The sequence below is a fragment of the Streptomyces sp. NPDC044044 genome, assembly GCF_056434405.1.
The window spans coordinates 206098-224053 of sequence record NZ_JBWKFG010000011.1 but is presented as its reverse complement, the minus strand read 5'-3'; the positions used below and the strand labels follow the sequence as shown (position 1 = coordinate 224053).

Sequence of the window (17956 nt, the reverse complement as noted above, 5' to 3'; positions counted from 1 at the left end):
TAGCCGTGTCCCGTATAGGCCTTGTATAGGGGGCCCTCGCAGGCTGACCGGCGCCGTCGGCTCGATCACTCCGCAGCCCGGCACAGCCTCTGTCGATCTCGCGAGGAGTACCAGTGACCCGGCCCCCGCTTCTGCCACACCTCTTCGCCCACCACCTGTCCCGGCAACCGGACGCGGTGGCGGTCCTGGAGGGCCGCGAGGAGACGGGCCACGCCCGCATCGCCGTCATGGCACAGGAGTTGGGCCGCCTTCTGCGCACCCGTGGAGTCGGCCGGGGCAGCCGGGTGGGAGTACGGATGCCCGCGGGTCCCGGCCTGGTGGCCGCCCTGCTCGCGGTCTGGTCGGCCGGGGCCACGGTGGTCCTCACCGCCGAGGACACCGATCCGCACGGCGTGGACGCACTGCTCGGCCCCGGGGATGTCCCGGCCGGTGACCGCTCCCCCGCGGACGGCGCGGGTACGGCCGACGGTGACGAGGCGGGCATCTCCGGGGACGACACCGCGCTGGTCGTCCGGCACGGCGGCGGCGCCCCCGACACGGTGATCAGCCACGGCGACGCGGCCGCCCAGGTCCACTGGCTCCTCCATGACGGCCCGGGGCTCTCCGCCACCGACCGCGTGCCGTTGCCGGACACCGCGGCGCTCGCGGGACCGGTCTGGGTGTGCCTCGCCGCGATGGCGTCCGGCGCGGCCCTGGTCGCCCTGGACCGCACGCAGTGGTCCGAGCCCGCCGCGCTGGTACGAGCGGTCGCCGAGCGGCGGATCACCGTGCTCCCGCTCTCCGGCCGGACGGCGGGCCGCGTGGCGGAGGAGCCCGGCCTTCAGGACTGCACCGCCTTGCGTCTCGTCCTGGCCGAGGGGCCCGGCATGGACGCGGCGACGGCCTACGAGCTGACCCTCGCCGGCGCGGCCACGCTCTGGCACACCTTCGCGGCGGCCTCGTCGGGGACGACGGTCACCGCCCATCGCTACGACCCCGAGCGCGACCTCGACACCCTGCCGCTCGGCAGGCCCGTGGCCGGCAGCCAGGTCACGGTGGTGGACGAGTTCGGCGAGCCCGTCCCGCCGGGCGTCCCCGGCGACCTGCTCGTCGACGGGGCCCCCACCGGCCAGTTGGCCAGGGAGCGCAACGACGGCAGCCTCGACCACCTCGGTCGCAGCGGACAGGACGACGCCGAGCGGGACCAGGCCGGGCCCGGCGGCTTCGCGGCGTACGACCTGCGGGACGGGCTACTCATCGGCTCCGCCGCGCGCCCTGCCCACGTCGCACCGCGGACCCCCGCCGAGCGTCTGGTGGCCGGGGTCTGGACCGAGCTCCTGGAGACCGACGGCATCGGCGCCGACGACGACTTCTTCCAACTGGGCGGATACTCCCTGCAGTTGCCGCTGCTCGTCGAGCGGCTCCAGAGCGCATCGGGCGTACGGCTGCCGCTGGGCGAGCTCTACGGCGCGGTGACCGTGCGCGAACAGGCCGCGCTGCTCGACACGGGCGGCGACCCGACGCCCGCCGTCACCCCGGTGTCGCGCGCGGCCGGCCTGCCGTTGTCCTTCGGGCAGCGCAGGCTGTGGTTCCTCGACCGCATGCAGGCGCACAGCCCGGAGTGGGTGGTGCCCATGCTGCTGCGGGTGCCCGATGACGTCACGGCCGAGACGGTGCACCAGGCGCTCAACTCCCTTGCCGTGCGCCACGAGGCGCTGCGCACCCGCTACCTGGCCCAGGGCGACGAGCCGGTCCAGGTGATCGAGGAGCCGCGGCCCGTGCGGCTGCGGATCGTGGACGCGCCCGCGCAGGACCCGGAGCCCGAGGTCCGCCAGGATCTGGAGACCGGATTCGACCTCGCGTCCGGAGACCTGTGGCGTGCCCTGCTCGTCCGGCGGCCCGGGGAAGAGCACACCCTGCTGGTCACCATCCATCACATCGCCTGCGACGGCTGGTCCTCGACCGTCCTGGAGCGGGAGTTCCGCACGCTCTGCGCGGACCTGCACGCCGGACGCGCCCCCTCACTGGGCCCCGCCCCGGTCCAGTACGCGGACTACGCCTCCTGGCAGCGCGCCTGGCGCGGCAAGGACCGGCTCGGCAAGGACCTCGACTTCTGGCGCGAGGAGCTCGCCGGTCTGACCCCGCTGGCGATGCCGACCGACCACGTCCGCCCGCTGGAGCGCGACCCGAGCGGCGGGCTCGTGAGCTTCACCGTCCCCGCGCGTCTCGCCGAGACGGTGGCCGCGCTCGGCCGGTCCCAGCAGGCCACCCCCTTCATGACCTGGCTCACGGCCTTCTCCACCCTGCTCGCCCGGTACAGCGGGCAGTGGGACGTGCCCGTCGGCGTTCCCGTGGCCGGCCGGACCACGCCCGAGGTCGAGGAAGTGGTGGGCTTCTTCCTCAACTCGCTCGTCCTGCGCTGCCGTCCGGACGCCGCGCTCCCCTTCACCGAGGCGCTGCGGAACGTACGGACCACGGCGCTCGCCGCCTTCGCCCACCAGGAGGTCTCCTTCGAGCACCTCGTGGAGGAGCTGCGGCCGGAGCGCGATCTCTCGCGCACGCCCCTCTACCAGGTCGCGTTCAACTTCAACGACGACGAGGTCGGTGGAGGCATGCCGGAGACGGGCGACGGCGACGTGCTGCTGCGCGCCCGGCAGGTGGCCAAGACCGATCTGACCCTCTACCTGCGGCGTGAGCCCGGCGGCGAGCTGACCGGCGTCTTCGAGTACGCCACCGCGCTGTTCGAGGCGGACACCGTCGAGCGGCTTGCCCGGCACTTCGTCACGCTGCTGGAGTCCGCGGCGAAGGAGCCGCACCGCAGCATCTCCGCGCTCGCCATCCTTCCCCCCGACGAGCGTGCCGACCTGCTGACGCGCTGGAACGACACGGGTGCGGAGCTGTCCGACGCCACGGTGCTCGACCTCATCGAGGAGCGTGCCGCGGCCGACGGAGACGCGGTCGCCGTCGTCCTGGGCCAGGAGCGGACGACCTACCGGGAGCTGGACGAGCACGCCACCCGCATCGCCCACCACCTCGTGGCGGCCGGCGCGGGTCCGGGCAGCCTCGTCGGGGTCTGCCTGCACCGCGGCCCCGACCTGATCCCCGCGCTGCTCGGCGTCTGGAAGGCGGGTGCGGCCTATCTCCCGCTGGACCCGGCCAACCCCGCGGAACGCCTCGTGCAGTTGCTGCAGGACAGCGGCGCCCGGCTCCTGCTCACCGAGTCGGCGCTCGACCCCGCGAGCGGAGCCTTCGACGGCGTACGCCTCTTCCTCGACCGGCAGCGGGCGCAGATCGCGGCCCTGCCCGCCACGCGCCTGCCGAGGCCCACCGACCCGCAGCAGCCCGCGTACGTCATCTACACCTCCGGTTCCACGGGCACGCCCAAGGGCGTCGTGGTCACCCAGCGCGGTCTCGCCAACCATCTGACGTGGGCCGCGCGGGAGTTGGCGGGCGGCGACGGCGGTGCGCCGTTGTTCTCGTCCGTCGCCTTCGACCTGCCCGCCACCAACCTCTACGCGCCCCTGATGACCGGTCGCCCGGTCCATGTCCTGCCGCCCGACGCGGACGCGGCGGAGCTGGGTCCCGCCCTGGTCGCCGGGGCGCCCTACGGCTTCATCAAGCTCACCCCCGGCCACCTGGAGCTGCTCGGCCACCAGCTGACGCGCGAACAGGCCGCCGGTCTCGCGGAGATCATCCTGGTCGCGGGCGAGGAGTTGCCCGCCCGCACCGCCGACCACTGGCTCGATGTGCTCGGTCCGGGGCGGCTGATCAACGAGTACGGCCCCACGGAGGCGTCCATCGGCTCCACCGTCCACCCGGTCGATGCCCCGCACTCCGCCGCCGTACCGCTCGGCCTGCCCCTTCCCAACACGACGGCGCATGTCCTTGACGGCGTGGGCGAGCCGGTTCCCCTCGGCGTCATCGGCGAGCTGTTCATCGGTGGCACGGGCGTGGCCCGCGGCTACCTCGACCGGCCGGCCCTGACGGCCGAGCGCTTCGTGCCGGACCCCTACGGGCCCCCCGGAGCGCGGCTGTACCGCACCGGTGACCTGGCCCTGCGCCGCTCGGACGGCAGCATCGTCTTCCGCGGCCGCACCGACCATCAGGTCAAGCTCCGCGGCTACCGCGTCGAACCGGGCGAGATCCAGGCGCGGCTCGCTGCGCTCCCCGGGGTGCGTGACGCGGTCGTCGTGGTGAGCGAGAGCTCCACGGGAGAGAAGTCGCTGGCCGGCTATGTCGTGCCCGAGCAGGGCGTGGCGGACTCCGGCGACCTGCGGCCACTGCGCGAGCAACTGTCGCAGGAGCTGCCGGAGTACATGGTGCCCTCGACCCTCACCGCCATCGACGCCGTGCCGCTGACCGCCAACGGCAAGCTGGACCGCGCCGCGCTGCCCGCCGCCGACACCGCGACCACCGGGTTCACCGCTCCGGAAGGACCCACCGAGGAGCGGATCGCCGAACTCTGGGCCGAGCTGCTCGGCCTTGAACAGGTGGGCGCCGACGTCAACTTCTTCGAGGTGGGCGGGCATTCGATCCTCGCGATCCGGATGACGGCCAAGCTCCAGGACGCCTTCGACATCGACCTCTCCGTACGAACGGTCTTCGAGCAGCCCACGGTCGGCCTCCTGGCCGAGGCCGTCGAGGCGGCCATCAGGGCCGAGATCGACCAGCTGTCCGACGCCGAACTGGCGAACACGTCCGCGACGGCGGGAGACCCCCTGGCATGAGCGACCACGCCACGACCGACCAGCACGCCATGACCGACGCCTCGCGGCAGGACTTCTGGCACCGCCTCGCCGACAGCCACACCCCGCTCACCCTCCCCGACACGTGGGGGGACGGGGGCCAGGCGCCCGGACAGTGCCGGCTCAAGGTGCCCTTCGACGATCTGCGGGATGCCCTGGCCACCCTCTCCGGCAGCGCAGGCGTACGGCTCACCGACGTGCTGCTCGCCGCGCACCTGACGGTCATGGGCACGCTGACCTCCGAACCCGCCTTCCACACCGGGTTGTTGTACGACGGCCGCCCCGACGCCCCGGACGCAGATCTGCTCATCGGCAGGGACGAGGGCGTGGTGCCGGTCCCGCACACCCGGCCCACCGGCGACTGGCTCGCCCTGGTCCGGGCGACCGCGCGGCAGGCAGCCGATGTCCGCGCGCGGGCCCCGCACCCGCCGGGGCCGGTCCCGCACAGCACCGTCCTGTTCGCCCCCGGGGAACTCGACGCCGCCTTCGACGACTTCTCCCTGGTCGTACGGGCCCACGACACGCATCTCGAACTGGCCTGCCGGACGGACGTCGTGGGGCCGGAGTGGGCGGACCTGCTCGCCTCCATGTACCGCTCCGTGCTGCGCGCCATGGCCGAGAACCCGCACGGTGACGCCACCGAGAGCCCGCTGCCCGACCATCTGCTGCGCTCGGTCCTCGACGCCGGACGCGTCCCCGGCACGGACCGGCCCGCCGCGGGAACGGCCGAGCTCTTCACGGAACGGGCCGCCGCCACCCCGGACGCCATCGCCGTGCTCGCCGGGGGCCGGCCGACGACGTATCGCGAACTCGACGTCCGCTCCGCCCGTGTCGCCCACCACCTCCAGGCCCTGGGAGCCGGTCCCGGCAGCGTCGTCGGCGTCCTGCTGCGACGCGACGACGACCTGCTCCCCGCGCTGCTGGGTGTCATGCGCTCGGGGGCGGCCTATGTTCCGCTCGACCCGGCCGTCCCCGGCCGCCGCCTCGCCCACATCCTCGGCGAGACACAGGCGCCCCTGGTGCTCACCTGCTCCGCCCTCGCCTCCCGGGTACCTGCGGGCCACCCCGGCACCACCGTGATCCTCGACGACGAGCGCGAACGGGCCTCCATCGCCGCCCGTCCCGCCACACCGCCTCCGCCGCCCGCCGGCAAGGGGCACCCCGCCTACGTCATCTACACCTCAGGCTCCACCGGCGCCCCCAAGGGCGTGGTGATCGAACACGAGGCGCTGACCAATCTCCTGTGGTCGTTCCGGCAGAGCCTGTCCGGCGGCGAAGGAACCTGGCTCGCCTCGACGTCGGTCTCCTTCGACATCTCGGCGCTGGAGCTGTACCTGCCGCTGGTCACCGGTGGCCGGGTTGTCCTCGCCGACGACGAGGAGGCCAAGGACCCCACGGCCCTCATGGCGCTCGTCGACACCCACCGGGTCACCCACGTGCAGTCCACCCCGTCCGGCTGGCGGCTGCTCCTCGCCGCGGGCTTCGACCGCCCGCACATCACCGGCCTCGCCGGCGGCGAGGAACTTCCGGCCCGGGTGGCCGCCGACCTGCGCGGCCGGCTCGCCGAGCTGGTCAACGTCTACGGGCCCACCGAGACCACCATCTGGTCGGCGCAGTGGCCCGTGCCGCACGCGCCCGACCGTGTCTCCCTCGGACAGCCCGTCGCCAACACCCGTCTGCACGTCCTGGACCGCTCGGCACGGCCCGTGCCGCCCGGAGTGCCGGGCGAGCTGCACATCGGCGGCGACGGCCTCGCCCGGGGCTACTTCGGCCGGCCCGCACTGACGGCCGAACGCTTCACGCCGGACCCGTACGGACCGCCCGGCTCCCGCCTCTACCGGACCGGCGACCTCGCGCGCCGGCTGCCGGACGGCACGCTGGAGTTCCTCGGCCGGATCGACACCCAGGTGAAGGTCAGCGGCTACCGCATCGAACTCGGCGAGATCCAGGCCGCGCTCACCGGCCACCCGCTGGTGCGCGACGCCGTCGTCGTGGTGCGTGAGCCCACGCCGGGCAACAAGCGGATCGTCGCCTACGTCGTCCCGGCGGGGCGGATCGAGGAAGCCCGGCTGCGGCGCCATCTGGCCGCGCAGCTCCCGGCGTACATGATCCCCGCGAGCTTCGTCGCCCTGGAGCGCATCCCGCTGAGCATCAGCGGAAAGGTCGACCGCGCCGCCTTGCCCGCGCCCGGCCAGGAGAGCAGTGCACAGCCACGGCCGGTACCACCGGCACCATCCGACAACACCAACGCGGTGAGGGAGTACCAAGCATGAGCGTCGACGACACGCCGAGCGCACAGCAGGACACGGCGGCGTTGCGCGAAGAGCTGCTGCGCCGCAGGCTCGCAGGAGCGCGCGGCAACCGCAGGACGGCCATCGAGCGGGCGGACCGGAGCGGTCCGCTGCCCCTGTCCTTCGGCCAGCAGCAGATGTGGTTCCTCAACCGCCTGGAGCCCGAGGGCCACGAGTATCTGGTGCCGCTGGTGCTGCGGCTGCACGGCGCGCTCGACACGGAGGCGCTGCGCGGCGCGTGGGAGCGGGTGCTGGAGCGTCACGAGATCCTGCGCACCCGCTACCGGCCGACGGACGGGGACCCGGTGCAGGTGGTGGACCCCTTCGTGGCCACCGGTCTGCCCATGGTGGACGTGGCCGTCGACGGAGCCACGGCCGAGGCGCGCGAGGAGCACGTCCGGCGTCTCGTGGAGGAGGAGATCGACCAGCCGATCGACGTGGAGCGCGAGTGGCCCGTGCGCGCGAAGCTGTTCCGGCTCGGCACGCGGGAGCACGTCCTCGCGGTCACCTTCCACCACATCGCCTGCGACGCCTGGTCCGTCAAGATCTTCGCCGGTGAGCTGAGCGCGCTCTACCGCGCCGCCGCCACGGGCGAGCCCGTCGAGCTTCCCGAACTGCCGCTCCAGTACGCCGACTTCGCCACCTGGCAGCGCGGCCACCTCACGGGCCAGACCCTCGAACGCCAACTGGGCTACTGGCGGCGGCAGTTGGACGGCGTTCAGCCCCTGGACACCCCCATCGACCATGCCCGGCCCGCGGTGCGCGACTGGGCGGGCGACTCCGTGCCCTTCCGCATCACCGCCGCGACGGCCGACCGGGCACGGAAGCTGGCCCGCCAGTACGACACCACCCTGTTCACCGTGCTGCTCGCGGCGTACCAGGCCCTGCTCGCCCGGCACACCGCCGCGCCCGGCAGCCTGCCCGGCGCGGGCGCCGACATCCCCGTGGGCATCACCGTCTCCGGGCGCGGACGTCCCGAGCTGCAGCACCTCTTCGGCTACGGCATCAACACCCTGGTGGCCAGGGCGCGCTGGGACGGCGACCCGTCCTTCGCGCACGTGCTCAGCCACGTACGGGACACGGTGCTCGACGCCTTCGACCACCAGTCGGTGCCCTTCGCCCGGCTGGTCGACGAGCTCCAGCCGGACCGCGACCTGGCGCGCACCCCGCTGTTCCAGGCGGACTTCATCCTCCACGAGGACCGGGGCAGCGCCTTCGACATGCCCGGTCTGACGGTCGAGTCGGTCATGGCGGACCGGGTCGCCAAGTTCGACCTCACCCTGAATGTGGACAACGCGGAGACCGGCGGCCTCGACGCACGACTCGCCTACCCGACCGCGCTCTTCGACCGTGCCACGGTCGTGCGCACCGCCGAGCGCTTCGCCCGGCTGCTCGACGAGGCGACCGCCCGTCCGGACGCTCCGCTGTCGGACGCGGACATCCTCACCGACGACGACCGCACACTGCTCGCCCGGCCGTACGCCGCCGGTCAACTGCCGCTCCCGGTACGCGACCGGATCGCCGACGAGGACCTGGCCGACCTCCAGGTCCGCGTCGTGGACGCGCATGGCCGTCCCGTCCCCGTCGGCGTGGCCGGTGAACTCTGCGTCGACGGCGAGAGCCTCCGCCGTACCGGGGAGCTCGCACGGTGGCGGGCCGACGGTTCGCTCGAACTCCTCGGGCTGATCGAGGACCAGGTCGCCTTCGGCGGACGCCGCGTGGACCTCGGACGGATCAGGTCGGAACTCACCGCGTACGAAGACGTGCGCGAGGCCCTCGTCGTGGTCCGCGACAACACCCCGGAGCCCGCGACCCTCGCCGCGTACGTCGCCTGCGCGGAGCCGGACGCCCTGGACGTGGCCCGGCTGCGCGAGCACATGGCCGCGCGGCTCCCGGAGCACCTCGTGCCCGGCACCGTCACGGTCCTCGACGCGATACCGCGCACCGCCGGTGGAAATCCCGACCTCGCCGCCCTGCCCGACCCCGGGCGGGACACGGACGAGGCCGTGCACACCGCGCCCCGCACCCCCGCCGAGGAGCGGCTCGTCGCCATCTGGCGCGAGGTCCTCGGCGTCGACCAGGTCGGCGTCGACGACAACTTCTTCGCCCTCGGCGGCGATTCCCTGCGCGCGGTCCGGCTCGCCGGCGCCATGCGCGAGGCCGGCTTCGACATCGCCATCCGCGGGGTGTTCCAGCACGGCACGATCGGGCGGATGGCCGCCGCCGTCGAGTGGCACGGCGAGGACACGGCGGAGCCGTCCGGACTCGTCCAGGCTGTGGAGCCGTTCGCGCTGCTCGGGCAGGAGGACCGGGAACGTCTCCCGGAGGGGGTCGTCGACGCCTATCCGCTCTCGCAGATCCAGACCGGCATGCTCGTCGAGACGCTCACCCGGCCCGGCCAGGGCGCGTACGTGAACCTCAGCAGCTTCCGTGTACCGGACGGCGAGGCGTTCTCCCTGCCCGCGCTGCGCGAGGCGCTGGCCGTGGTGGTGGAACGGCACGACGTCCTGCGTACGTCGATGGCGCTGGAGGGCTACTCCCGGCCGATCCAGCTGGTCCACGCCGACGCGGAAGTCCCCCTGGTACTGCACGATCTGCGCGGTCTCGACGAGGAACAGCGGCTCGCCGAGGCGTCGGCGTTCACGGCGGAGCGGCGGGCGGAGGGCTTCGGCCTCGGCTCAGCGCCGCTGCTGCGGCTCGACGTCCACCTTGAGTCGGACGAGGCGTGGCGGCTGACGTTCACCCAGAGCCACGCCATCAGCGACGGATGGAGCCAGCACACCCTCGTGACGGAACTGCTCGGCGTCTACCGCGCGGTGCGCGACGGGCAGCCGCTGCCCGCCCACGAGACACCCGCGGTGCGTTACGCCGACTTCGTCGCCGCCGAGTCCCAGTCCCTGGAGAGCGACGCCGACCGCGCCTTCTGGCAGGAGGTCACCGACGCCCACGCCCCGTTCGCCCTGCCGGGCGGCTGGGGGGACGACGGTCCCGCCGAGGGCTACCGCGTGGCTGTTCCGTTCCACGACCTGGAGGACGGGCTGCGGCGGCTGGCAACGGCAGCGGGCGGCTCCCTCAAGAGCGTGCTCCTGGCCGCACACCTGACCGTCCTCGCCCAACTCACCCCCGAACACTCCTTCCACAGCGGCCTGGTCGCCCACGGCCGCCTCGAAGCACCCGGCGGCGACCGCGTCCTGGGCATGCACCTCAACACCGTGCCCTTCCCCGCCCTGCACGCCACCACCTGGCGCGAACTCGTCCGACGCACCTTCGCCCACGAAACCCGCGTCTGGGGCCACCGCCGCTACCCCCTGCCCGCCATCCAACGCACCGCCGACAGCACCGACCGACTCATCACCGTCCTCTTCGAGTACCAGGACTTCCACCAGGTCGACACGGGTGTGCGTGCCGCACGGGAGGACCTGGGCGGCGCGGTCAACGAGTTCGCCCTCAACGTCCTCGCCAACGGCGGGTACCTCAACCTGATCAGCGCCACCGATGTCCTGGGGCACGCCCACGCCGAGCGGCTCGCGGACATGTACCGCCAGGTGCTCCGCGCGATGGCCGCTGACCCGGACGGCGACGCCACCGACACCCATCTCCCCGCCCAGGAGCGGCACCGGGTCCTCGCCCAGTGGCACACCACCACCGGTCAGACGCCGGTGCTGCCCGTCCACCGTCTCTTCGAGGACCAGGCCGCGGAGACCCCGGACGCGCCCGCCGTACGGCACGACACCGTGCTGACCTACGCGGAACTCGACGAGCGGGCCAACCGGATCGCCCACCACCTGCGTGCGCTCGGCGCGGGCCCCGACACCCTCGTCGGCCTGCGCCTGGGCCGCGGCCCTGAGCTGGTCCCCGCCCTGCTCGGCATCTGGAAGACCGGAGCGGGCTGCCTGCCCCTGGACCCGTCGCTGCAGCAGGCCCGCATGGGCACCATGCTGGCCGACGCCGCCCCGCAGATCGTCGTCACGAGCGGCGCGTTGCTGCCGGGCCTCGACGGCCTGCACAGCGGCGAAACGGTCGTCCTGGACCGTGCGGCGGACGCCCGCGCGATCGCCGCCCGGCCCGCGACCCGCCCCGAGCCCGCCGGCACGCTGGGCAATCTCGCCTACGTGATGTACACCTCCGGCTCGACCGGCACCCCCAAGGGCGTGCTCGTCCCGCACGCGGGCCTGGCCAACTACCTGTGCTGGACCGCCGAGGCGTACGCGTCGCGGGGCACCGGCGGCGCGCCCGTCTTCTCCTCGATCTCCTTCGACCTGGGCCTGCCCGACCTGCTCACCCCGCTGATCACCGGGCAGACCACGCATCTGCTCCCGCAGGGCGTCACGCCCGCCGACCTCGGCCAAGAGCTGGCCGCCGGAGCTCCGTACAGCTTCATCAAGCTCACCCCCGGCCATCTCGACCTGCTCACCCACCAGCTCACCGCGGAGCAGGCCAGGGGCCTCGCGGGTCTGGTCATCGCCGCGGGCGACAGCTTCTCCGCGGGTCTCGTCGCGCGCTGGCGTGAACTGGCGGGCCCCGACGGCACCGCGCTCGCCGCGGAGTACGGGCCCACCGAAACCTCCATCGGCAACTCGGGCTCTCCGGTCGCCGACAGCGTCACCACCGAGCTCGTGCCGCTGGGCGCGCCCGTGCCCAACACGACGATGTACGTCCTGAACGACCGGATGCGGCCGGTGCCGGTCGGCGTGCCGGGTGAGGTGTACATCGGAGGCGTGGGCCTGGCCCGCGGCTACCAGCGGCGCCCCGGGCTCACCGCCGAGCGTTTCCTGCCGGACCCGTACGGCCCGGCGGGATCACGCCTGTACCGCACGGGTGACCTCGCCCGCTATCTGCCGGACGGCACCCTGGACTTCCTCGGCCGGATCGACAACCAGGTCAAGATCCGCGGCTACCGCGTCGAACTCGGCGAGGTCCAGCACCATCTCACGCGGCACCCGGACGTCGAGGACGCCGTCGTGCTCCTGCGCGGAAGCGGCGCGGACAAGAGCCTGGTCGCCTACGTCGTCGGGGCCGGCGACACCGGCCGGGGCACGCCCGACGTGGCCGGGCTGCGCGATCACCTCGCGGAATGCCTGCCCGAGTACATGGTTCCCGCCGCGTTCGTGACGATCGACCGCGTCCCGCTGACGGCGAACGGAAAGGTGGACCGGCGGGCCCTGCCCGCCCCGGACCGCGAGGCGTTCGCCACCACTTCCCACATCGCTCCCCGCACTCCCGCCGAGGAGCGCATCGCCGCGGCCTGGTGCGCGGTGCTCGGTGTGGACCGGGTCGGGGTCGAGGACAGCTTCTTCACCCTCGGCGGGGACTCGATGCGTGCCGTGCTCCTGGCGGGCGCGCTGCGCGAGGCGGGCTTCGACCTCACCATCGGCGACATCTTCGAGCACGGGACCGTCGCCGCACTCGCCGCCGCGACGGAGGGCCAGGACGGCACGGTCTCACTCGTGCGGGCGGTGGAGCCGTTCGCGCTTCTTGGACAGGAGGACCGCGGCCGTCTCCCGGAGGGGGTCGTCGACGCCTATCCGCTCTCGCAGATCCAGACCGGCATGCTCGTCGAGATGTTGACGCATCGCGACCGCAACACCTACCACCACGTCAACAACTTCCGTATCCGCGACCGTGAGCCGTTCTCCCTGCCCGCGCTGCGCGAGGCGCTGGCCGTGGTCGTGGAACGGCACGACATCCTGCGTACATCGGTGGCGCTGGAGGACTACTCCCAGCCGATGCAGCTCGTGCACGCGCACGCCGAGATCTCCGTCGCTGTGCACGACCTGCGCGGCCTCGACGAGGCGGGGCAGCACAGCGCGGCGCTGGCCTTCATCGCAGAGGAGAAGGCGAACCTGTTCGATCTGCGGGTCGCGCCGCTCTTCCGGGTGAGCGTCCATCTGGAGTCGGACGAGGCCTGGCGGCTGACGTTCACCCAGAGCCACGCCATCACCGAGGGGTGGAGCTATCACACGCTCCTGATGGAGCTGCTCGCCGCGTACCGCGCGGTGCGCGACGGGCAGCCGCTGCCCGAGTACGAGGTCCCCTCCGTGCGCTACGCCGACTTCATCGCCGCCGAGATCGAGGCGCTGGCCAGCGAGGAGCAGCAGGACTTCTGGCGGGGCGTCGTGGAGTCGCGCGTGCCGTTCACGCTGCCCGAGGACTGGGGGCAGGACGGTCCGAGCGAGCCGTATCACCGCATGGTCCCGTTCCACGACCTGGAGGACGGGCTGCGGCGGCTGGCCAAGGCGGCCGGTGGCTCCCTCAAGAGCGTGCTGCTGGCCGCACACCTGACCGTCCTCGCCCAACTCACCCCCGAACACTCCTTCCACAGCGGCCTGGTCGCCCACGGCCGCCTCGAAGCACCCGGAGGTGACCGCGTCCTGGGCATGCACCTCAACACCGTGCCCTTCCCCGCCCTGCACGCCACCACCTGGCGCGAACTCGTCCGACGCACCTTCGCCCACGAAACCCGCGTCTGGGGCCACCGCCGCTACCCCCTGCCCGCCATCCAACGCACCGCCGACACCACCGACCGACTCATCACCGTCCTGTTCAGCTATCTCGACTTCCACCAGGTCGACACCGACGCGGTGGACGTCGAGGCGGGATTCGGGGTCGGGGGCAACGAGTTCGCCCTCAATGTGATCGCCGTCCGCGGTCACCTCAGCCTCGGTTCCTTCACCGACGTCATCAGCCGGACCAACGCCGAGCGTCTCGCGGACATGTACCGCCAGGTGCTCCGCGCGATGGCCGCTGACCCGGACGGCGACGCCACCGCCACCCACCTCGGCGAGGACGAGCGGCACCAACAGCTCACCGAGTGGAACGCCACGGACGTGGACTGGCCCGCCGGCTCCGTTCTCGACCTGTTCGAGGAGACGGCGGCACGGGTCCCCGACGCGGTCGCCGTGGTCGCGGGCGAGCGGCGGATCTCCTTCCGCGAGCTCGACGAGCGGGCCAACCGCATCGGCCACCGTCTGCGCGCGCTGGGGGCGGGCGCGGACACCCTCGTCGGTGTCTGCCTGGACCGGAGCCCCGAACTGGTCTCCACCCTGCTGGGTGTCTGGAAGGCGGGCGCGGCCTATGTGCCGCTCGACCCGTCGAACCCCGCCGAACGCCTGGCCCATGTACTCGCCGACAGCGACGCCGCGGTCCTCGTCACCGACGCCGCGTCGGCGCGGGCGACCGAGGGCCATCAAGGGGCGCGTCTCGACCTCGACGCCGAGAGCGCGGCTCTGGACGCGCTGCCCGCGACCCCGGTGGCGCGCGACGACGACGCCGGACTGCTCGCGTACGTCATCTACACCTCGGGATCGACCGGCACCCCCAAGGGCGTCATGGTCACCCAGCGGGGCCTGGCCAATCATCTGAGGTGGGCCGCGAGGGACCTCATGGGCGGCGAGGGCGGCGCACCCCTGTTCTCGTCCATCGCCTTCGACCTGCCCGCCACGAATCTGTACGTACCGCTGATCACCGGCCGTCCGGTGCACATCCTCCCGGCCGGCCTCGACACCGCGTCCCTGGGCGAGGCGCTGGCGGCCGGAGCGCCGTACAGCTTCGTCAAGCTGACGCCCGGTCACCTCGAAGTGCTCACCCACCAGCTCGCCCCCGATGAGCTGAGGGACCTCGCGGGGACCGTGCTCGTCGCCGGCGAGGCCCTGCCGTCCAGGCTCGCCAACCACTGGCTCGGGCTCCTCGGCCCTGGCCGCCTGGTCAACGAGTACGGACCGACCGAGACCTCCATCGGCGCCACCGCCCACCCGGTCACCGGCACCCAGAACGGCACCGTCCCGCTGGGCGGTCCCCTGCCCAACACGACCACGTACGTCCTCGACGCGCGACTGCGGCCGGTCCCCGTCGGGGTGCCGGGTGAGCTCCACATCGGTGGCGAGGGTCTGGCCCGCGGCTATCGCGGGCGCCCCGCGCTCACCGCCGAGCGGTTCGTGCCCAACCCCTACGGCCCGGCAGGATCGCGCCTGTACCGCACGGGTGACCTCGCCCGGCATCTGCCGGACGGCACCCTGGACTTCCTCGGCCGGATCGACAACCAGGTCAAGATCCGCGGCTACCGCGTCGAACTCGGCGAGATCCAGCACCGGCTCACCGAGTACCCCGGCGTGAAGGACGCCGTGGTCGTGGTCCATGAGACGGAGGACCGCGGCCCGGAGATCGCCGCGTACGTGGTGCCGTCCGACGGCCGCGCGCCCGACCGGTCCGCGCTGCGCGCCCATGTCGCGGCGACGCTGCCCGACTACATGGTTCCCGCGGTCTTCACACCGGTCGAGAGCATCCCGCTCACGTCCAACGGCAAGCTGGACCGGCGTGCGCTGCCCGTGCCCGATCAGGACATCAAGCCGTACGTCGCTCCCGCCACCCCCACCGAGGAGGCCATCGCCGCCGTCTGGGGCGATGTCCTCGGCCTTGAGCGCATCGGTGCGGACGACAGCTTCTTCGACCTGGGCGGACACTCCATCCTCGCGGTGCGGATGCTCGCCGCGGGGCGTGAGGCCGGGCTGCCGCTCGCCGTCTGGATGATCTACCAGGCGGGCACGCTCGCCGAACTCGCCGAGCTCGTGGACGCGGAGCGGGGCGCGGAGGCCGCCGCGAGCGGCGAGAGCGCCGCGGAACAGGGCGACGGAAGCCGGGGGCAGCGCCTTGCCGCCGGCGCGGGCGTCCGGTCGAACCACTCGATCAGCCTGGCCCTGCGCCGCCCCGACCCGGCCCTGCTGGAGCGGGCACTGGCCGCCGTGGTCGCGCACCACGACGCCCTGCGCCTGCGGTGCGCACCCGAAGGCACCGATGTGCGCATCGCGCCGACGGAATCCGCGCGGCTGCTGGACGTCGTCGAGCTTCATCAGTCCGCCGCGGCGGACCGTGCCACCGCCGTCACCACGGCGCTCGCCGCGGCCCGCGACCGGCTCGACCCCGCGTCGGGACCTGTCCTCCAGGCCACGCTGTGCGACGTCGGCGAGGAGCGGTTGCTCGCGTCCGATGTCGCGTCGGAGCTGTGGATCACCGTGCACGCACGGGCCGTCGACGAGGCCTCCCTCGCCCTGGTGGCCGCGGACGTCGAGACCGCGTACCGCATGTGCGCGCAAGGAGCGCCGGTACGGCTCCCGTCCGTGCCCACGCCCCTGGGACAGTGGGCGCGCAGGGCCGAGGAGCTCGCCGCGCGGCCCGAGACCGCGGACCTCGCCCACCAGTGGATGGGCCAGGCACGCGCGGGCTCGCTGCCGGTGGACCACGCCGACGGGGGCAACACCCACGCGTCGGCCCGAACGGTCACCGTGGTGCTCGCCCCCGAGCGCACACGCGCGCTGCTCGGCGGGGACGGTCCCGAGCAGGCCCTGCTGGCCACGCTCGGCCGTGTCATGACCCGCTGGACGGGCCGCGACCGCCTCACGCTCGACCTGCGTACGGACCCCCGTGACGGCACCGGCCCCGCCGATCTGTCACGTACGGTGGGCCCGCTGACCGACGACGTCCCGCTCACCCTGTGGCTCCCCCGCACCCGTGAACTGCCCGACCTGGCGCGCGCCGTCGGCCGGCAGCTCGCCGAACTGCCCGAGCCACGCCATGTGTACGGGCTGCTGCGCGACCTCGCGCCCGACCAGGACCTGAGTGCGGAGCTCCGCGCGGCCGAACGTCCGCAGCTCGGTTTCGCCGTGCTGCGCACACCCGACGTGACGACGGATCCCGCTGCGGCGCGCGACCATCTCATCGACGTCACGGCCGTGTTCGACGAAGGACAGCTGTATCTGCGCTGGACGTACGGCTCCGAGCTGTACGACCCGAGCACCGTCCAGCGTCTTGCCGATGAGCACATCGAGGAGCTGATCTCCCTGGCCGGGGAGGAGCGGTCCTCCGGTGCGCCCCGCGTCGCCACCCGTGCGGTGCCCGAGGTGATGAGCCGCCACCGCATTCCCGGAGCGGCCATCGCGCTGATCGAGGGCGGTGAACTCGCCGCGGTCGAGACCTACGGCCGGCTCGGGGCGGACGGCTCGGAACCGGTCTCCGAGGACACCCTCTTCGCCGCTGCCTCCATCAGCAAGCACGTCACCACGTTCGGCCTGCTGCGGCTCGCCGAGGAGCAGGGCCTCGACCTGGACGCGGACGTCAACCGCTTCCTCACCTCGTGGCAACTGCCCCGTCACGACGCGGACGGTGCTCCGCCGGTCACGCTGCGCCGCCTCGTCGCGAACGTGGCAGGACTCGCCGAGCCTGCGCGCCGCACGGGCTACCGCGTCGGGGAGCCACTGCCGTCCGTGCTCGACATCCTGCACGGACGGCCACCGGCCGAACCGGTGCCGGTCGCAGCGGAGTTCGTGCCCGGCGAGGTCTTCCGGCTCAACAACGCCCACTACTGCGTGCTCCAGCAGGCCATGACCGACCTCACCGGCGAGCCGTTCCCCGAGCTGATGCGGCGCCTCGTCCTCGAACCGCTGGGCATGGAGCACAGCGGTTTCGACCCCGCGTTCCCGCAGACATCGGGTCTGCGGGTGGCACGCGGCCACGACCTGGAGGGCGTACCCCTTCCCGGCGGCCACGAGGTCTACCCGGAGTCGGCCGCGCGGGGCCTGTGGACGACCGCCGGTGACCTGGCCAGGCTCGTCCTTGGCGTCAGGAACAGCTGGCTGGGCCGCCCGGACGCCCTGGTCCCGCGGGAAGCCGTGGCGCAGATGCTGGCGCCGCACTCCGACCGCCCGTACGGCTGGGGCACGATCGTCGACCACAGCGGGGTCGACCTCGAATTCGGCCACGGCGGTCAGGCGGCGGGCTACCAGGCGATGTTCGGGATGCGCGCCCATGCGGGATCGGGCGCGGTGGTGCTCACCAACGCCGCGTCCGGGAGGGAGCTCGTCACGCATCTGATGTCGACGGGCTGGTCCGACAAGGGACGGCTGACCGGGTTCTGGCAGAGCGCGGCGCAAGAGACGGCCGCCTCCTGAC

3 protein-coding genes are annotated in these 17956 nt (G+C 73.2%); all 3 read left to right on the top strand.

Annotation, left to right across the window (positions count from 1 at the left end; genetic code table 11):
* Window positions 1-113: 113 nt before the first annotated feature.
* Genes AC07AG_RS36900 through AC07AG_RS36890 form a run of 3 tightly spaced genes read left to right on the top strand, consistent with a single transcriptional unit; the run spans window position 114 to window position 17955 of the window.
* Window positions 114-4706: an amino acid adenylation domain-containing protein gene (locus tag AC07AG_RS36900; protein ID WP_478760893.1), complete on the top strand. Its 4593-nt coding sequence runs from the start codon at window positions 114-116 to the stop codon at window positions 4704-4706.
* Window positions 4703-6997 carry a non-ribosomal peptide synthetase gene (locus AC07AG_RS36895; RefSeq protein ID WP_478760891.1) on the top strand — a complete coding sequence of 765 codons (2295 nt, stop codon included), beginning with the start codon at window positions 4703-4705 and terminating at the stop codon, window positions 6995-6997. The genes AC07AG_RS36900 and AC07AG_RS36895 overlap by 4 nt, the downstream gene beginning before the upstream one ends.
* The gene (locus AC07AG_RS36890) at window positions 6994-17955 is read left to right on the top strand and encodes an amino acid adenylation domain-containing protein (protein ID WP_478760889.1); all 10962 of its coding nucleotides are present in this window, start codon (window positions 6994-6996) and stop codon (window positions 17953-17955) included. Before AC07AG_RS36895 ends, AC07AG_RS36890 begins: the two co-directional genes overlap by 4 nt.
* The last annotated feature ends 1 nt before the right edge of the window (window position 17956 follow it).

Excerpts from the sequence above, each read along its gene's own strand:
- AC07AG_RS36895 (WP_478760891.1), top strand. The coding sequence starts at position 4,703 with ATGAGCGACCACGCCACGACCGACCAGCACGCCATGACCGACGCCTCG.
- AC07AG_RS36890 (WP_478760889.1), top strand. The coding sequence starts at position 6,994 with ATGAGCGTCGACGACACGCCGAGCGCACAGCAGGACACGGCGGCGTTG.